The organism is Parendozoicomonas callyspongiae (assembly GCF_023502345.1).
Taxonomy (GTDB): Bacteria; Pseudomonadota; Gammaproteobacteria; order Pseudomonadales; family Endozoicomonadaceae; genus Sansalvadorimonas; species Sansalvadorimonas callyspongiae.
The window spans coordinates 38,642-54,016 of record NZ_JAMFLX010000021.1 but is presented as its reverse complement, the minus strand read 5'-3'; the positions used below and the strand labels follow the sequence as shown (position 1 = coordinate 54,016).

The 15,375-nt window shown below is 48.7% G+C and carries 12 protein-coding genes; 6 read left to right on the top strand and 6 right to left on the bottom strand.

Features of this window, described 5'->3' with window-relative positions; translation table 11 throughout:
- Nucleotides 1-18: 18 nt before the first annotated feature.
- Both M3P05_RS14830 and M3P05_RS14825 read left to right on the top strand, forming a co-directional pair.
- Nucleotides 19-3,291 carry a mechanosensitive ion channel domain-containing protein gene (locus M3P05_RS14830; protein ID WP_249700628.1) on the top strand — a complete coding sequence of 1,091 codons (3,273 nt, stop codon included), beginning with the start codon at nt 19-21 and terminating at the stop codon, nt 3,289-3,291.
- Complete coding sequence (locus M3P05_RS14825) at nt 3,284-3,862, top strand: hypothetical protein (protein ID WP_249700626.1); 579 nt, start codon at nt 3,284-3,286, stop codon at nt 3,860-3,862. Before M3P05_RS14830 ends, M3P05_RS14825 begins: the two co-directional genes overlap by 8 nt.
- Before the next feature lie 24 nt (nt 3,863-3,886).
- On the opposite strand, the gene M3P05_RS14820 is transcribed toward M3P05_RS14825, so the two are convergent.
- Nucleotides 3,887-5,440 carry a hypothetical protein gene (locus tag M3P05_RS14820; RefSeq protein WP_249700624.1) on the bottom strand — a complete coding sequence of 518 codons (1,554 nt, stop codon included), beginning with the start codon at nt 5,438-5,440 and terminating at the stop codon, nt 3,887-3,889.
- Between the two features lie 134 nt (nt 5,441-5,574).
- On the opposite strand from M3P05_RS14820, the gene M3P05_RS14815 reads away from it, so the two are divergent.
- From M3P05_RS14815 to M3P05_RS14805, 3 genes are all read left to right on the top strand, one after another.
- Entirely contained in the window at nt 5,575-6,993 is a 1,419-nt protein-coding gene (locus tag M3P05_RS14815) for a protein adenylyltransferase SelO (protein WP_249700623.1), read from the top strand.
- A gap of 105 nt (nt 6,994-7,098) precedes the next feature.
- Nucleotides 7,099-8,373, top strand: a complete 1,275-nt coding sequence (locus M3P05_RS14810) for a bifunctional O-acetylhomoserine aminocarboxypropyltransferase/cysteine synthase (protein ID WP_249700621.1) — start codon at nt 7,099-7,101, stop codon at nt 8,371-8,373.
- A 326-nt stretch (nt 8,374-8,699) separates the two neighbouring features.
- The gene (locus tag M3P05_RS14805) at nt 8,700-9,167 is read left to right on the top strand and encodes an Lrp/AsnC family transcriptional regulator (RefSeq protein ID WP_249700619.1); all 468 of its coding nucleotides are present in this window, start codon (nt 8,700-8,702) and stop codon (nt 9,165-9,167) included.
- Nucleotides 9,168-9,260: 93 nt separating this feature from the next.
- Here the strand turns inward: M3P05_RS14805 and M3P05_RS14800 are convergent, their stop codons facing one another.
- Complete coding sequence (locus M3P05_RS14800) at nt 9,261-10,508, bottom strand: ankyrin repeat domain-containing protein (protein WP_249700617.1); 1,248 nt, start codon at nt 10,506-10,508, stop codon at nt 9,261-9,263.
- A gap of 399 nt (nt 10,509-10,907) precedes the next feature.
- Here M3P05_RS14800 and dpaL point away from each other — a divergent pair, with 399 nt between their 5' ends.
- The gene (dpaL, locus tag M3P05_RS14795; protein WP_249700615.1) at nt 10,908-12,218 is read left to right on the top strand and encodes a diaminopropionate ammonia-lyase; all 1,311 of its coding nucleotides are present in this window, start codon (nt 10,908-10,910) and stop codon (nt 12,216-12,218) included.
- A gap of 69 nt (nt 12,219-12,287) precedes the next feature.
- Here dpaL and dnaB read toward each other — a convergent pair whose 3' ends face one another.
- From dnaB to rpsF, 4 genes are all read right to left on the bottom strand, one after another.
- A complete protein-coding gene (gene dnaB / locus M3P05_RS14790; protein ID WP_249700613.1) occupies nt 12,288-13,688 on the bottom strand; it encodes a replicative DNA helicase in 1,401 nt (466 codons plus the stop codon).
- 248 nt (nt 13,689-13,936) lie between these two features.
- Nucleotides 13,937-14,383 (bottom strand): 50S ribosomal protein L9, encoded by a 447-nt coding sequence (gene rplI, locus M3P05_RS14785; RefSeq protein ID WP_249700611.1) that lies wholly within the window; start codon nt 14,381-14,383, stop codon nt 13,937-13,939.
- Nucleotides 14,384-14,503: 120 nt separating this feature from the next.
- The gene (gene rpsR / locus M3P05_RS14780; protein WP_249700609.1) at nt 14,504-14,728 is read right to left on the bottom strand and encodes a 30S ribosomal protein S18; all 225 of its coding nucleotides are present in this window, start codon (nt 14,726-14,728) and stop codon (nt 14,504-14,506) included.
- Nucleotides 14,729-14,814: 86 nt separating this feature from the next.
- Nucleotides 14,815-15,258 carry a 30S ribosomal protein S6 gene (gene rpsF, locus M3P05_RS14775; RefSeq protein ID WP_249700607.1) on the bottom strand — a complete coding sequence of 148 codons (444 nt, stop codon included), beginning with the start codon at nt 15,256-15,258 and terminating at the stop codon, nt 14,815-14,817.
- Nucleotides 15,259-15,375: the final 117 nt, after the last annotated feature.

The window sequence follows — 15,375 nt, the reverse complement described above, 5'->3', positions numbered from 1 at the left end:
CAAGGACGTCTGATCAGCATGCGCGCTCTGCCTCTGTTTCTGTTGGCTTTCTCTTTTAGCAGTCTTCTTTCTGCAGCCAACCCTACAACTCCACGTCTTCCCAACCAGGAAGCTATTGCCAAAGCTCTTGAGCAGATGAAGCCTGCTGACAGGCCACTGGATGAACAGGAGCAAAAGCTTGCGGACATTTATCAGAAAACCCTGAATCTGCTGAAACAGGCAATTCAGGAACAGGATCAGCTGGAAGCATTACAACACCAGATCACTGGAGCTCCGGCAGATATGGAGAAGCTGCAGGACAATCTGGATAAGACAAACCGCCCATCAGACAAGTCCCTGCTGGAAAAGTACCGGCATCTGCCAGTTGACCAGCTGCGAAAGCTGCTTGACGCCCGCCTCGAAGAAATTAATGAGCAGCAGAACCTTCTGACCAGAATGGCCAGCCAGATCACCATTGCCAGAGCCCGGCCGGAAACAAATCAGGCCATCATCAGCAAAAACGTTGAACGCTTAAAAGATATCACGGCTCAACTTAACCTTCTGGAAAGCACCACTGCAGCTACGGATCACAAAGATCAACAGCGAAACCTGCTACAGGCCGAGGCCAATGTTCTGCAAACTCAGGACTCCCGCCTGAACCTTGAGATTCGGGACAGCAGCACTCTGCTTGATCTTGAAACATTGAAGCAGCGCCTGGTATTAAAGAAGGCTCAGCTTCTGGAGCAGGAAGTTCTTTCGATCCAGACAATCATCAACTTCAAACGCAGAGCGGCCAGCGAGCAAGCTGTGGCAACGGCTTCCCGCATCAATCGCTCAAGCGTAGGAAAGGCCGCGCTGCTGCAGGCTGAAGCAGCTGAGAACATGGAGCTGAGCCAGCAGCTTCTGACAACATCAGACCGTATCAGCCAGTCCAGTGCCAAGGGTAATAAAGTCCGAAGCCAGCTTAATAATCTCGACAACATCACCCTGAGCATCAGACAACAGTCAGCTCTGATCGGAGAAAACCGGATTCTGGCCAGGATGCTGCGGGAAAACCTGATGAGTCTTCCCAGCATCACCATTGATCATGGTGTGGAAGAACTGATCACCCAGACCCGTCTTCAGAAATTCAAATACGATCAGCAGAGGCAGGTTCTGACCAGCCCGGAGAATAAAGTTCAGGAACTGATCAGTCGCCAGACTGTCAAGTACACACAACAGGACCATGATGAATTACTTAGATTACTGACAGACAGGCAGACACTTCTTGAAGACCTGTCCAGCGAACTTGGTATTCTTCTGACAACAGCCACCAGCCTGGATCTTGATCAAAAGGCTCTTGCTTCTCACAGCAACGAGCTATCCAATAAACTGGAGGAACGGTTGTTCTGGATCGCCAGTAACCAGCCTCTTGGGCTGAACTGGTTGGTTCAACTGCCTCAGGCTCTGTGGCAGCAGCTGCTTGCTATTCCCTGGGAAGAGATTCTCTTCTCTTTCACCGACACTCTCAGGGATAAATGGTTTGTCTCGATGCTGGTGGTAGCTTTCTGCCTGTTCCTACAGGCTCGAAGGCGCAAATTTGTAGCCCTGCAGCGTACGCTAACCCGCAAAATGGGTAATGTCCGCCACGACACTCTGCTGATTACTCCTACAGCACTTGGCCTTGCACTGCTTCAGGTTATGCCTCTGCCTATTCTCATGGGAGCCATTGGCGTGGCTTTGGTAAAAGTCACAGGAAATCCGGATGGTGTTTCCAACCTTGGTATGGCTCTGATTGTGACAGCGGTAGCATGGCTGCTGCTTTCTCTGGCTATACAGATATTGCGCCCCCATAACATTGCCGTAACTCACTTCCACTGGCCTCCCCAGAGGTGCCGGAAAGTTCAGCACCTGTTATTAAAACTGAAGATGGTTATGGTTCCTCTGCTTCTGACTGTGACTCTGGCCAAATCCCAGCCTACAGACCTTAATCAGGATATTTTGGGCATGACTTTGCTTATGGCAGGGTCACTGTTCCAGGGCTGGATTCTGTTCCAGATTATGAGGGGTGCCAGCAGCCTGTTCGGATCACGGTTCCTGCATGTGCTGCTGACTCTGGCACTTGTTCTTATCGCACTGGCACAGCTGGTTTTGACTGCAGCCGGATATTACTACACCACTCTGCAGCTCCAAGAGCAGCTGGCTGGCACACTCTACCTTGTTGGTGCCGCCGTCTTGTTGCAGGCTCTGGTAATCCGAAGCCTGCGAGTCGCTGAGCGCCGCCTGTCATTCACCCGGGCATTAAAGAAGAGAGCAGCCAGCAAGGATGGTGAAAATATTGAGGAACCCACCCTTGATATTGCCACTGTTAACCAGCAATCACTGAGGCTTTTGAACGCCCTGATGATTGTGGGTCTGTTTATCGGGCTTTACTGGCTGTGGCGGGAAGTTTTCTCCCTGCTGAATGTTCTGAATAACATCATTTTGTGGGAATTCGCACCGGAACTCGAAGGAGGAGAAATCTTCCAGGTTCATCTGACAGACCTGCTGCTGAGTGTTACCACTCTGGTGACCAGTTTTATTCTGGCCCGAAATCTACCTGGTCTTTTGGAAGTCACGGTTCTGTCCCGGCTTAAACTCAGGGCTGGCTCCAGCTACGCTGCAACAACTCTTTTGAGCTACACCATCAGCTGCGTCGGGTTTATCACCGCTCTTTCCCTGTTGGGTGCCAGCTGGGCCAAGCTCCAGTGGCTGATAGCCGCTCTTGGTATCGGTATTGGTATCGGGCTACAGGAAATCGTGGCCAACTTTGTTGCGGGTCTGATCATCCTGTTTGAGCGGCCGATCAGGATTGGTGACACCATCACCCTTGGAGATACAAACAGTGAGATCAACGGTGTCATTACCAGAATTCGTATCCGAGCCACGACTGTAACCGACTGGGATCATAAGGAAATTATCATCCCCAACAAAATGCTGATGGGTGAGAAGCTGATCAACTGGTCGCTTTCCAACTCCGTTGTTCGAATAATCCTGCCGTTCTATGTCTCTCACGATGCCGACCCCCAGCTTGTACACAAACTTCTGCACCAGGCTGCCAAAGACCATGAACGTGTCGTCGACACACCCGAAACACTGGTGCTGTTGATGGAGTATGGCGACAGCGCCCTTCAGTATGAACTTCGCACCCATGTTGCTCATGTTGATGACCGTTTACAGGTCCGAGACCAGCTAAATGAAAAAATTCTGGAACTATTCAGGGAAAACGGAGTCTCCATAGCGTACCCGAAACAAGATGTTTTCCTTCGGAATATGGGAGCAGGTCATGCCTGAGAATGTTACAGAACTCGTTCCACAGCAGCCGAGAGAGCCGAGCCAGCTTCTCCCTCTACACTCCTGCATCAGGGTTTTCCGCCAGAGAATCGAAGGTGATTCAGCCTGGACCAGCGGTATCCTGATGGATGCCAGTAAAGACTTGCTGCTTCTACAGGTTATCAGTGACCAGATCACTCTCAATGGCTACCAAGTGATTCGCCGGTGCGATATCAGCCATATTGAAAGACCAGCACCACAGCATAGTTTTATTTTGAAAGCGCTTGAATTAAAAGAGCAGGCTCCGAGGCATCCCGGAATTATTAACCTTGAATCCATGGCTTCGGTTCTGAAATCTATCAGCCGTCTGTCGCCACTGGTCACAGTTCACCAGGAAATTACCGACCCATCTGTATGTTGGATTGGCAAGGTATCCAAGGTTGATGATGATCTGCTGTTCTTGCACTGTATCAATCCGGATGCCTCCTTTGAGTCAAGTTATGACACCTATGATATCGAGGGTATCACCCGGATTGATTTTGGTGGGGCTTACGAAGATGCTCTGTGGAGAGTCAACAAGGCCGCAAAATAAATGCGGGCCTGTTGAATCCTGCCCCTACATTTCTTTCAGCATATCTTTCGATCGGGCTATGCCCTGTAAAGATTTCAGACGAGCAGGCTGATAGGAAAGTGACTTGTTGTAAAAGTATATAGCTTCACCTGGCCGACCGGATTCCCTTAAAAAATCGCCATACATTTCGTTCGCGGGTTTTACTGCCAGCGGAATGCCGTGTTCATGAACCATGTTGTCTTCAATCTTACAGGCATCAGCCAGAACAACTTCGGCTGCATATGCCTGACCTTTTTCCAGCAGAACCAGTGCCTTCAAAAGCTTCTGCATAATCAGCACCGCATCCTGATCAGGTGGGCCAAGATGTGATAAATCCATTTTCATCAACATGTCATATTGTTTATCTGCCATCTTCAGAGCGCTGCTGTCATTTAAAAGCCAGGCCGCATAACCATCCGCGAAAATATTTGCGGCAACAGCTGATGACTTAGCGTTCTTGAAATCTATTCCAGCTCGTCTTATCTCAGCAAACTCCTTTGAATCGAAAGGGCTATCTACCAGATATCCTGCCCGGGCAAACAGCAGATATTTCATTTTGGTAGCTGATGGTTTCTTCTGGTATAGCTCATACAGCTCATCCAGTTCTGCCTTGGCTTCCCTGAATTTCCCCTGCTGTAACAGCCCATAGGAAATCCAGCCTACACCGTGATATTCAAGGTTATCTTCATTGAGCCCTATATCTGCAATACGCTGTTTCGACTGTTTCCAGGCATGGCGGTTTATCTCAATAACCTTATCCCAGTCTCCCACGGCATAGTAATAGTGCGACGGCATATGCGAAGCATGAATGGACGCTGAGACAATTTCCCCAAATGTCTCAGCAGCCTGCCTGGCCCAATACCCTTCCGCAGCATTCTCGCTGGCATGAATCAGGTAATGCATAGCACCCGGATGTTCAGAGTTCTCTTTAAGCACTTCCAGAAAGAGCTGGCGGGCTTTTTGGTTTACCTTGAAGTCACGCACACCCCGGCGGGTTCCCAACACTGAATACCCGTAGAGCACTTTAATTTCATGATCATCAGGAAAACGCTTGTACAAAACTCCCAGTTGGTCACGGAACTGACTGAGCAGGGAACCTTTGTCGAATGGCATGGCCCCCATACTCTTTCCTTCCACCAGCAAGCGACCTGCACTGATTAAACCCTTTTCTTTCTCATTCAACCTGGAGAAATCTGCATTCTGCTTCATGCGATGCAGGGCGGCCTGAGCCTGCTCCGGCTCCTTGGCGTACCAGACAAACATATGGCTGGCCATAATCTCACCCCAGTAGGCCATGGCAAATGCCGGATCAAGGCGCTGAGCTTCACGAAAACTCCACGTTGCCTCTGGGAACTCATAGACATGAGTTAGCTTCAGCCCAGTTAAGAAGTGCTGGCGGGCTTCTTCATTATTTGTTGAAACATCCAGATCCAGTTCACCTAGCCCTTTACCTCCCTTCCATGGTGGGTAAGCATCAACATCACCATGATAATGGGCCGAGAGAACGGGCACTGCCCACATAAACAGAAAGGCAGCTATAAAATGGCGAACAAGGTGCATTACAAAAATCCTTTTTGCTTTTTTCCTGACTCTTTTCAGTAAAGCAGCAGTTGATAAAAGTCCGAGTCATTTTTAGGGTTTTTTATGCCGATTGTGTTAGAAACATTACTCAAAGCACAACAATCTGAGTTCTGATGAAGCTGGTTCACACATACGCCGACCTCGGCTCAACATTCTCATCCCACGTACAGCCTCAGCCGCTGGATACCCCGGAGCTGGTCAGTGTGAACCAGGATATTGTCCAACTGCTTTCCTGTGCTGACTTTTCTGAAGAACAGTTAGCCCAGCTTTGTAATGGCGAGATGATTCCTGAAGGAGGCCAACCTGTTTCCATGGTGTATTCAGGGCATCAGTTTGGTGTTTATGTGCCAAGGCTTGGTGATGGCCGGGCAATCTTGCTTGGCGAAACAGAAGGTTCAGACGGGGTTCTCTATGATCTGCAACTTAAAGGAGCCGGCCTGACACCCTATTCCCGTGATGGCGACGGACGAGCCGTGCTGCGTTCTACCATCAGGGAATATCTCTGCGGAGAAGCACTTCACTCACTGGGTATTCCAACAACCAGAGCATTATGCCTGATCAACAGCAACACTCCTGTTTATCGGGAGCAGGTCGAGACAGGAGCTGCTCTCTTGCGTGTTTCTGAAAGCCATATTCGCTTCGGGACATTCGAGTACTTCAGCCATACCAGGCAACTCGATGCTCTTTCCCAGCTTGTTGATTACGTTGTCGAAAGACACTTTCCTGAATGGACAGATGCCGATGATAAAGCCGCAAATCTGCTATCTGAAGCAACCCGACGTACAGCGGAAATGGTTGCTCAATGGCAGGCTGTGGGCTGGTGTCACGGCGTTATGAATAGCGACAATATGTCTATTCTTGGGCATACCATTGATTACGGGCCTTTCGGCTTTATTGATGGTTTTAATGCCGTACACATCTGCAATCACTCTGACTGGCATGGTCGTTACGCATTCAATCGCCAGCCTGATATTGGCTACTGGAACTGTTCAGCTCTGGCCTCAGCTCTGTTACCACTGCTTGAAGGGAAAGAGCAGGCCGAAGATCTGATTAAACAATACCCTTCTTTCTTTTCCAAAAAATACGCTTCTCTTCTCAGGGCCAAGTTCGGCCTGTCATCTTCAAAAGAAGGGGACAGCCAGCTTTTTGATGAAGTTTTTCAGCTGATGCATGACGAAAGAACTGACTACACAATATTCTTTCGTGCTTTGGGAAAGCCTGATTTGCAGGATCTCTTTATCGACAGGGACAGGTTCAACTCATGGTCGAACAAGTATGAAAAACGAATAGCACAGGAACCGTCTTCTCTGGATGAAATCATTAAGTCGATGTCACAGGTGAACCCAAAATATATTTTGCGAAACCATCTGCTTCAGATCGCCATAAACAAAGCCGAAAATGGCGATTACAGCGAAGTTAACAAGCTACTGAAGATCATCAGGCAGCCATTTTCCGAACAGCCTGAGTTTGAAAGCTACGCAGATTCCCCCCCTGACTGGGCTGGAGATTTGGAAGTCAGCTGTTCCTCCTGATGCAGTTACCTACGCTAATATACCCACAAGAATCTCTTCCATTTCTATTGTGATCAGGTAATCTGGCGATCACAAATATACCTATAACCACTATAAAGTATAAATATGAAGCTAGAGACCCAAGCAATTCACGCAGGTTACGCTCCTGACCCTACAACCAAGGCAGTAGCAGTGCCTGTCTATCAGACGACATCTTACGCCTTTGACAGTACTCAACATGGTGCGGATCTTTTTGACCTGAAAGTTCCGGGAAATATCTATACCCGGATTATGAATCCGACTACTGATGTCCTTGAGCAGCGCATGGCAGCTCTTGAGGGAGGCATTGGCGGTCTGGCTGTAGCTTCAGGCATGTCTGCCATTACCTATGCCATTCAGACTATTGCTGAAGCCGGGGACAATATTGTCAGCATCAACAAGCTTTACGGCGGCACCTACAACCTGTTTGCACATACACTGCCAAAACAGGGTATTGAAGTGCGAATGGCTCCCCATGATGACCTAGATGCACTGATCTCACTGATTGACGACAACACTCGTGCAGTTTTCTGTGAGTCTATTGGCAATCCTCTCGGTAATATTGTTGATATTGAACCTTTGGCACAAGCTGCTCACTCAAAAGGGGTTCCGCTGATTGTTGATAACACCGTTGCCTCTCCAGCTCTATGGCGTCCAATTGAGCATGGTGCCGATATCGTTATTCACTCACTGACCAAGTATTTGGGTGGACATGGTACTTCCATCGGCGGAGTGATTATCGACTCTGGAAAATTCCCATGGGCGGAACATGCTGACCGTTTCCCAATGCTGAATACACCTGATCCGTCCTATCACGGCGTCGTTTACGCTGAAGCTCTGGGAGAAGCAGCCTTTATCGGAAGGGCACGGGTTGTGCCTCTGCGTAATACCGGTGCAGCTATTTCCCCGATGAATGCTTTCCAGATTTTGCAGGGCATTGAAACCCTGGCTCTGCGTATGGAACGCCACTGCTCGAATGCTCTTGCCGTTGCCCAGGCTCTGGAAAATCACCCTCAGGTTGAGTGGGTGAATTATGCTGGCCTGCCTGAAGCGCAAGATCATGCTCTTTGCCAGAAGTATATGAAGGGTGAGGCATCCGGCATTCTCAGTTTCGGTATCAAGGGTGGACAGCAGGCTGGAGCAAAATTCATTGATGCTCTGCAACTGGTGACACGACTGGTCAATATTGGTGATGCCAAGTCACTGGCCTGTCATCCAGCTTCAACAACACACCGACAACTGAATGACGAAGAGCTGGCGGCCGCAGGTGTCAGCAGAGATATGATTCGTCTATCCATTGGTATTGAACATATTGACGATATTCTTGCTGACCTTGAACAGGCTTTAGCAGCCTCTCTTTAAACAGGCCCTAGCGAAAGGCTCTTTCTGGAATCTGGATAGCGTCTTTCGCAAATCATCTGCCAACCTGAGAAAGCCCCTCAAAAAATAGGCTTAATTCTCTCAATATAGAAGGCGCAGGCAGCCTGACTATGGCCCGTTGGATTTTCAGTTTTCTGGCCTCATAAACTGAAACAACAACCTAAAAGCCCGTTCTATTGATAAAAACATGCTTACAACCAAATATTTCTTGGCATTTTGCGATGAATTTTTCTGAATTTTGATCTAGAACTATTCACGATATACGTCGTTAGTGTTTCAATCGAGAAAAACTGACGGGATACTCGAACATGGATAAATTTGACCGCCAGATTCTCAATCTCTTACAACACAATCGTCTTACTGCCGAACAATTATCTGAAACTGTGGGGCTATCACCCAGTGCCTGTCTGCGTAGAGTTAAGCATCTAAAAGACATTGGAGTTATAGAGAGAGAAGTCGTTGTCGTTTCTCCCAAAGCTGCTGGCCGTTCACTGACGATAATTGTGACAGTGCGATTCCATGAAGAGTCTGTTGATCATCATCGTGAATTCCAGAAGCTGGTTATCTCCCACCCCCTGGTGACACAATGTTATTACGTTACCGGTACAAGCGATTTTGTCATGATCCTCAATGCTTCTGACATGGGGGAATATGACCGCTTTGCAACAACCTATCTTCTCGACGCACCCAACGTGTGCCAGTTTGAAACCCAGGTTGTTATGAAAACAATCAAGAGAAGCCTGGCTCTCCCTCTTGAAGCTGCTCAAGAACTATAAGTCTCAGCAAAAAGTGAACGTGGCTTCCGATTTCTGAAGGATCTGAATTTCAGGTATCTTCCCTGTATCCAAAAAAGCCAGAACGTTAAGTTTTCATTTTTTAGGAGTTTCTGTCAGTGACAATCGGGAGATGTGAGGTAAACTTCCTGCCATAGGTACCACCTGTGATTGAACATTAGGGGAAGAAACAACATCCTCTTCGCCTCCGAATATTATGTTGTATAAGACTACCATTTTATTGGGTTGTTGTTGCCCCTCCTGCTGCCGGACTTCCTTAAGAGCATCTCTCAGCAGATTTATAATGTGAGTCTCTACATTCAGAGGCGATAATAACTCCATGTTTTGAGTGGCCCCGGCTTTAAGAAGAGTCTTAACCACCTCATCGTGTCCGTATATACTTGCTATTAACACTGGTGTTATCCCATTGCAGGCGTGATTAAGATCAACTTTTCCGGTTCCAGCCAGAATCTCGACCACCTTATCGTGTCCGTTCATGCTAGCTATAAGTACTGGCGTCATCTCATCGATGGGGTGGTTAAGATCAACTTTTCCGGTTCTAGCCAGAATCTCGACCACTTTCTCGAGGCCCAGCCGACAGGCTGCACACAGAAGCGTTATGCCCTTCTTGTGGGTGTTGAGATCGACAGTTTCGTACTGGGCCAGAATCTTGACCACCTTATCGTGTCCGCTTATGGTGGCTATAAATACTGGCGTCATCTCATCGATGGGGTGGTTAAGATCAACTTTTCCGGTTCTAGCCAGAATCTCGACCACTTTCTCGTGCCCCCGCCGACAGGCTGCACTCAGAGGCGTTATGCCCTCCTTGTGGGTGTTGAGATCGACAGTTTCGTACTGGGCCAGAATTTTGACCACCTTATCGTGTCCGTTAATGCTAGCTATAAGTACTGGTGCTGTCTCATTGCAGGGGTGGTTAAGATCAACTTTTCCGGTTCTAGCCAGAATCTTGACTATCTCTTCGAGGCCGCTCGAGCAGGCTATAAACAATGGTGTTGCCCCATGGTAGGACTGATTAAGATCAACGCCTTCGGTATCAGCCAGAATCTTGACAACCTTCTCGTGGCCGTTTATGACGGCAAGAGATAACCCACATATGAGCTTGCCTGTTTCCCCACTGGTAAACTCTTCATTAGGGTCAAAATCCTCAAGCCCAAGATAAAATTCAAGAGCTGGCAGATTCCCCTCACGGCAGGCAGCCAGAAACTCATGTTCTTTAAATTGCATCTCCAAGGAGGGGGAGCCTGTCCATCCTGCCCATACAAAAAATGCCATAAATAACCCATGGAAAAATAGTGCGTAGCGGATGGCTCTGATCCGTCCCATCTATAAATCCCCTGCGGGTTGTCTAAAAAAGTAAAGGTATGGACATAAACAAGGAAAATATCAAGTTGTTTGAATACCTGCGTTGCAGAGATGAGGGCGACGGTAGCAACAGGCAACGTAGTGGTCAATGGGCAGGTAAATCGCCTGTTTCGGTATATTTCACGGATTGCAACAACTAACTGCTAGTGCAAGTGTGCGTTGCCTGACATTTAATTTTCAGGAAAAACAATCACAACAAGCACCAAATTCGCAGGAAAAAGTCACACTTTCGCCTGTTTTTTCCCTTGTCTTGCGAGAAAAAACCCTACTATAGCCACATCGAATTCAAACATACGTTGCTAACTACAGCAGCGTATCGACAGTGTTAGTCAAAACAGAATTTATAGTGAGACATCGACCATGGAACTTGAAACTGGTAACGCCGTTCTGCGCTCTGAAGTTGAGGCAACCGAATCTGCAGCTATCAATGATTCTGCAAACGTTAAAGAAGTAAATACTATTGTTGAGGACATCGTTCCTAACTGCCTGCGCAATACTTTTAACCGTTTTCTGGATCCCAAGCACTTTGCCAGTTTTGGCGATACCACTCTGGAAAATGTTCGCACTTTCCATAAAGGCCTGCCTAACTACAAGCCAACTCCTCTGTACAGCCTGCCTGCACTGTCTGAAAAGCTGGGCATTGGCAAGATCCTGGTAAAAGACGAAGGTCAGCGCTTTGATGTCAACGCCTTCAAGGTGCTTGGTGGCTCTTACTCCGTTGCCCGTCTGCTGGCAAAAGAGTTCAACCTGTCCGATGACGAACTGAACCTGGATACCATCAAATCTAAAATCACTGAGCCCATGACCTTTGCCACCGCTACCGACGGTAACCATGGTCGTGGTATCGCATGGGCTGCCAACAAGCTGGGACAAAAAGCTGTTATCTACATGCCTGTGGGTACTGCTGAAGAGCGTGTCACCAATATCGAGAACCTTGGTGCAGACGTTATCGTTACCGACCTGAACTATGACGACACTGTTCGCATGGCCTGCGAGCATTCTGAAGTGAATGGCTGGACTTACGTTCAGGACACTGCCTGGGAAGGTTACACCGAGATTCCTCTGTGGATCATGCAGGGCTACACCACCATCGTTGGTGAATCTGTTGAGCAGATGACTGAAATGGGTGTTGAGAAGCCTACTCACATTATCCTGCAGGCCGGTGTTGGTTCCATGGCTGGTGCAATCCTTGCCGCCTTTGGTCGTCAGTATGGCCCTGATAGCTTCAAGTCCATTATCGTTGAGCCGGAGAAGGCTGACTGCGTATATCGCTCTGCCATGCAGAAAGATGGTGAGATCGTTATCGTAAACGATATGCTGGATACCATTATGGCTGGTCTGGCCTGCGGTGAACCAAGCACTCTGGGCTGGGAAATCCTGAAAGCCAATGCAACAGCATTTATGTCCTGCGATGACAGCCTGGCCGCTGTGGGTATGCGTATTCTGGCCGCTCCAATGGCTGGTGACCCTGCCGTTACTTCTGGTGAGTCTGGTGCAATCGGCACCGGCATCCTGTACGCGCTTGGTCAGAAGGAAGAAGGCAAGCAGCTGATGGAGAAGCTGGGCATGGATGAGAATTCAGTCGTCTGGGTTCTGAACACCGAAGGAAATACTGATCCGGTTAACTATCAGAAAGTTGTCTGGGAAGGTAAGTTCCCAAAGGCTGAGTAATTTCAGCAAGTGAAACGCAAAAGGCGCAGAATCATCTGCGCCTTTTTTTATATTGAGATCACAACAGCATCAATCGTCGTCAAAATTCCCATACGCTTCCGGAGCCAAATTCTCAAAACGACTGAAGCGTCCCATGAATGCCAGCCGGACTGACCCAATAGGACCATTCCGCTGCTTACCGATAATAATTTCGGCAACGCCTTTATGTTCCGTATCCGGGTTATAAACCTCATCCCGGTAGATAAACATAATCACGTCAGCATCCTGCTCGATCGCTCCGGATTCACGGAGGTCAGAGTTTACTGGTCGTTTGTTCGGTCGTTGTTCCAGAGATCGGTTCAACTGTGACAGTGCGATCACCGGGCATTCAAACTCTTTTGCCATCGCCTTGATGGAACGGGAAATCTCCGAAATCTCGTTAGTACGGCCTTCGCTGAAACCGGGAATCTGCATCAACTGAAGATAGTCGACCATCACCATGGCAACCTTGCCATGTTCACGGTGAATACGGCGCAGACGGGTACGCATTTCCTGGGGGCTGATACCTGCAGTATCATCAATAAAGAGTTTCTTCTCTTTCAGGCTCTTTACCGCATTGGAAAGCTTGGGCCAGTCTTCATCTTCCAGTTTACCTGTCCGCACTTTGCCCTGATCTATACGGCCAAGGGAAGCCAAGCTACGCATCATCAACTGTTCAGAAGGCATTTCCAGACTGAATACGACAATGCACTCTTCCGTGGACATCAGAGCATTTTCAATCAGGTTCATGGCGAAGGTCGTCTTACCCATGGATGGACGTGCTGCCAGCACGACCATATCGGAAGACTGAAAACCGGCGGTCATCTCATCAAGGTCTTTGAAGCCTGAAGTTATACCTGTGATTGAACCCGTGGTTTTAAACAGCTCATCAATTTTTTCTACGGTCTTCTTCAGTATCTCCCGCGCTCCGACAGGGCCGCCTTCTTTGGCCCGGGATTCAGCAATATTGAAGACTTCACGCTCTGCCAGCTCAACAAGATCATCAGCCTTTCTGCCTTCAGGAGCATAAGCAGCATCGGCAATACGCTGAGCTGAGCTGATCAACCTGCGGAGAACTGCGCGCTCATAAACGATATCAGCGTAAGCATTCAAATTGGCAACACTGGGAATACTCTCAACCAGCTCGGTGAGATACCCCATCCCACCAGACTCTTCCAGATGCCCTTTACGATCCAGCTCTTCGGCTACGGTGATTGGATCAAACGGACTGGAGTCCTGGGCCAGAAGCTGAATACATTCAAACAGCTTGCGGTGGGCCGGATTGTAGAAATCCTCAGAGGTAACCTTGTCGCCAATCTTGTCCCAGGATTCATTATCCAGCATCAGGCCGCCAAGGACAGACTGCTCAGCTTCAATTGAGTGAGGTGGGGTCTTGAGGTTTGCCAGAGCCTCGTCGATTGGTAATTCTCTGGTGAGTTCGGTATCCAGCATAGGATGAGATGAATTCTGTTTCGCGCATTGGATTAAAGAACCAATACTACCCGAAACATTTCACGGGAGCACAAACAAACTGCAACGGACGTATAGAATTTACGAGCCGATAATCAGGTCTGTAGAAAAGGCATAAACAGCCCTGAGCGAAAAAAGTTTTTTGTCACCCTCGGGGGATGAAAAAACTTTCACATAAAAAAACCGCCGGAGCAAAGCACCAGCGGTTTTCTTTAAGATGATCGTAAAACTTATTCAGCTTCAACGAAGATCTTAACGGTAGCAGCAACTTCAGGGTGCAGCTGCAGAGCGATGTCGAATTCGCCGATGGTGCGAATAGGACCAGTAGGCAGACGAACTTCGCTCTTGGCAACTTCCATGCCAGTAGCGGAGATGGTTTCTGCCAGATCGCGGGTACCGATGGAACCGAACAGCTTGCCTTCATCACCAGCCTTAGCAGTGATGGTCAGCTCGATTTCGTCCAGCTCTTCAGCACGCTTCTGAGCGTTAGCCAGCTTCTCGGAAGCAGCCTTTTCCAGTTCAGCGCGACGAGCTTCAAACTCAGCTACGTTAGCCTTGGTAGCAGGAACTGCCTTGCCGAAAGGAACCAGGAAGTTACGGCCGTAACCAGCCTTAACTTTAACCTTTTCACCCAGTGCGCCCAGATTGGCGACTTTTTCCAGAAGAATAACTTCCATTTCTAAATACCTTTCACCAGTAATGGATTAGTACAGGGATTCACACTGTAAAAACCTGTACAGGTACGCCATGCAGAGCAAAGCTCTGCATGACAAAAGATTCCGAACTAACGGGAAATCTTAGTGGCGATCGCAGTAAGGCAGCAGAGCAACGTAGCGAGCGCGCTTGATAGCGGTCGCCAGCTGACGCTGGTAGCGAGCCTTGGTGCCGGTAATACGGCTAGGTACGATCTTGCCAGTTTCGGTGATGTACGCCTTCAGGGTGTTCAGATCCTTGTAATCGATCTCTTGAACGCCTTCAGCGGTGAAACGGCAGAACTTGCGACGACGGAAGAAACGTGCCATTGCAACAACTCCTTATCTAGAGTTCCTTATCCTATGCAGAAAATCTGCGTTCAGGCCTCAGAACTGACGGTTAGCCTGAAACAGGATTATTCAGCGGACTCTTCGGAAGAAGCTTCAGCTGCTGGAGCTTCGGAAGCAGGAGCTTCACGACGCTCTTCACGACGATCATCGCGACGGTCGTCACGACGGTCATCACGACGCTCACGACGCTCTTCAACCTGCATCATAATGGATGGCTCGGTAATAGCTTCGTTGCGACGAATAACCAGGTTACGGATAACAGCGTCGTTGAAGCGGAAGTTGCTGGACAGCTCCTTCAGGGCTTCGTCGCTGCACTCTACGTTCATCATAACGTAGTGAGCTTTGTGGATCTTCTGGATTGGGTAAGCCAGCTGACGACGGCCCCAATCTTCTTGACGGTGGATAGTACCGTTGTCTTCTTCGATGATCTTCTTGTAACGATCAACCATAGCGGGCACTTGCTCGCTCTGGTCTGGGTGTACCAGGAATACGATCTCGTAATGACGCATATCTGCTCCTTACGGGTTAAACAGCCTCCCACGATCCGGATAACCGTGTCATCGGGTAAGGCAAGGAGTAAGGGATAAATCCCCAATGAGAAATCCCACAGCATAAGCCATGGGAAC

Bases quoted from the DNA above. Each gene is read 5' to 3' on its own strand.
- M3P05_RS14830 (WP_249700628.1), top strand. From the start codon at position 19: ATGCGCGCTCTGCCTCTGTTTCTGTTGGCTTTCTCTTTTAGCAGTCTT.
- M3P05_RS14825 (WP_249700626.1), top strand. From the start codon at position 3,284: ATGCCTGAGAATGTTACAGAACTCGTTCCACAGCAGCCGAGAGAGCCG.
- M3P05_RS14820 (WP_249700624.1), bottom strand. From the start codon at position 5,440: ATGCACCTTGTTCGCCATTTTATAGCTGCCTTTCTGTTTATGTGGGCA.
- M3P05_RS14815 (WP_249700623.1), top strand. From the start codon at position 5,575: ATGAAGCTGGTTCACACATACGCCGACCTCGGCTCAACATTCTCATCC.
- M3P05_RS14810 (WP_249700621.1), top strand. From the start codon at position 7,099: ATGAAGCTAGAGACCCAAGCAATTCACGCAGGTTACGCTCCTGACCCT.
- M3P05_RS14805 (WP_249700619.1), top strand. From the start codon at position 8,700: ATGGATAAATTTGACCGCCAGATTCTCAATCTCTTACAACACAATCGT.
- M3P05_RS14800 (WP_249700617.1), bottom strand. From the start codon at position 10,508: ATGGGACGGATCAGAGCCATCCGCTACGCACTATTTTTCCATGGGTTA.
- dpaL (WP_249700615.1), top strand. From the start codon at position 10,908: ATGGAACTTGAAACTGGTAACGCCGTTCTGCGCTCTGAAGTTGAGGCA.
- dnaB (WP_249700613.1), bottom strand. From the start codon at position 13,688: ATGCTGGATACCGAACTCACCAGAGAATTACCAATCGACGAGGCTCTG.
- rplI (WP_249700611.1), bottom strand. From the start codon at position 14,383: ATGGAAGTTATTCTTCTGGAAAAAGTCGCCAATCTGGGCGCACTGGGT.
- rpsR (WP_249700609.1), bottom strand. From the start codon at position 14,728: ATGGCACGTTTCTTCCGTCGTCGCAAGTTCTGCCGTTTCACCGCTGAA.
- rpsF (WP_249700607.1), bottom strand. From the start codon at position 15,258: ATGCGTCATTACGAGATCGTATTCCTGGTACACCCAGACCAGAGCGAG.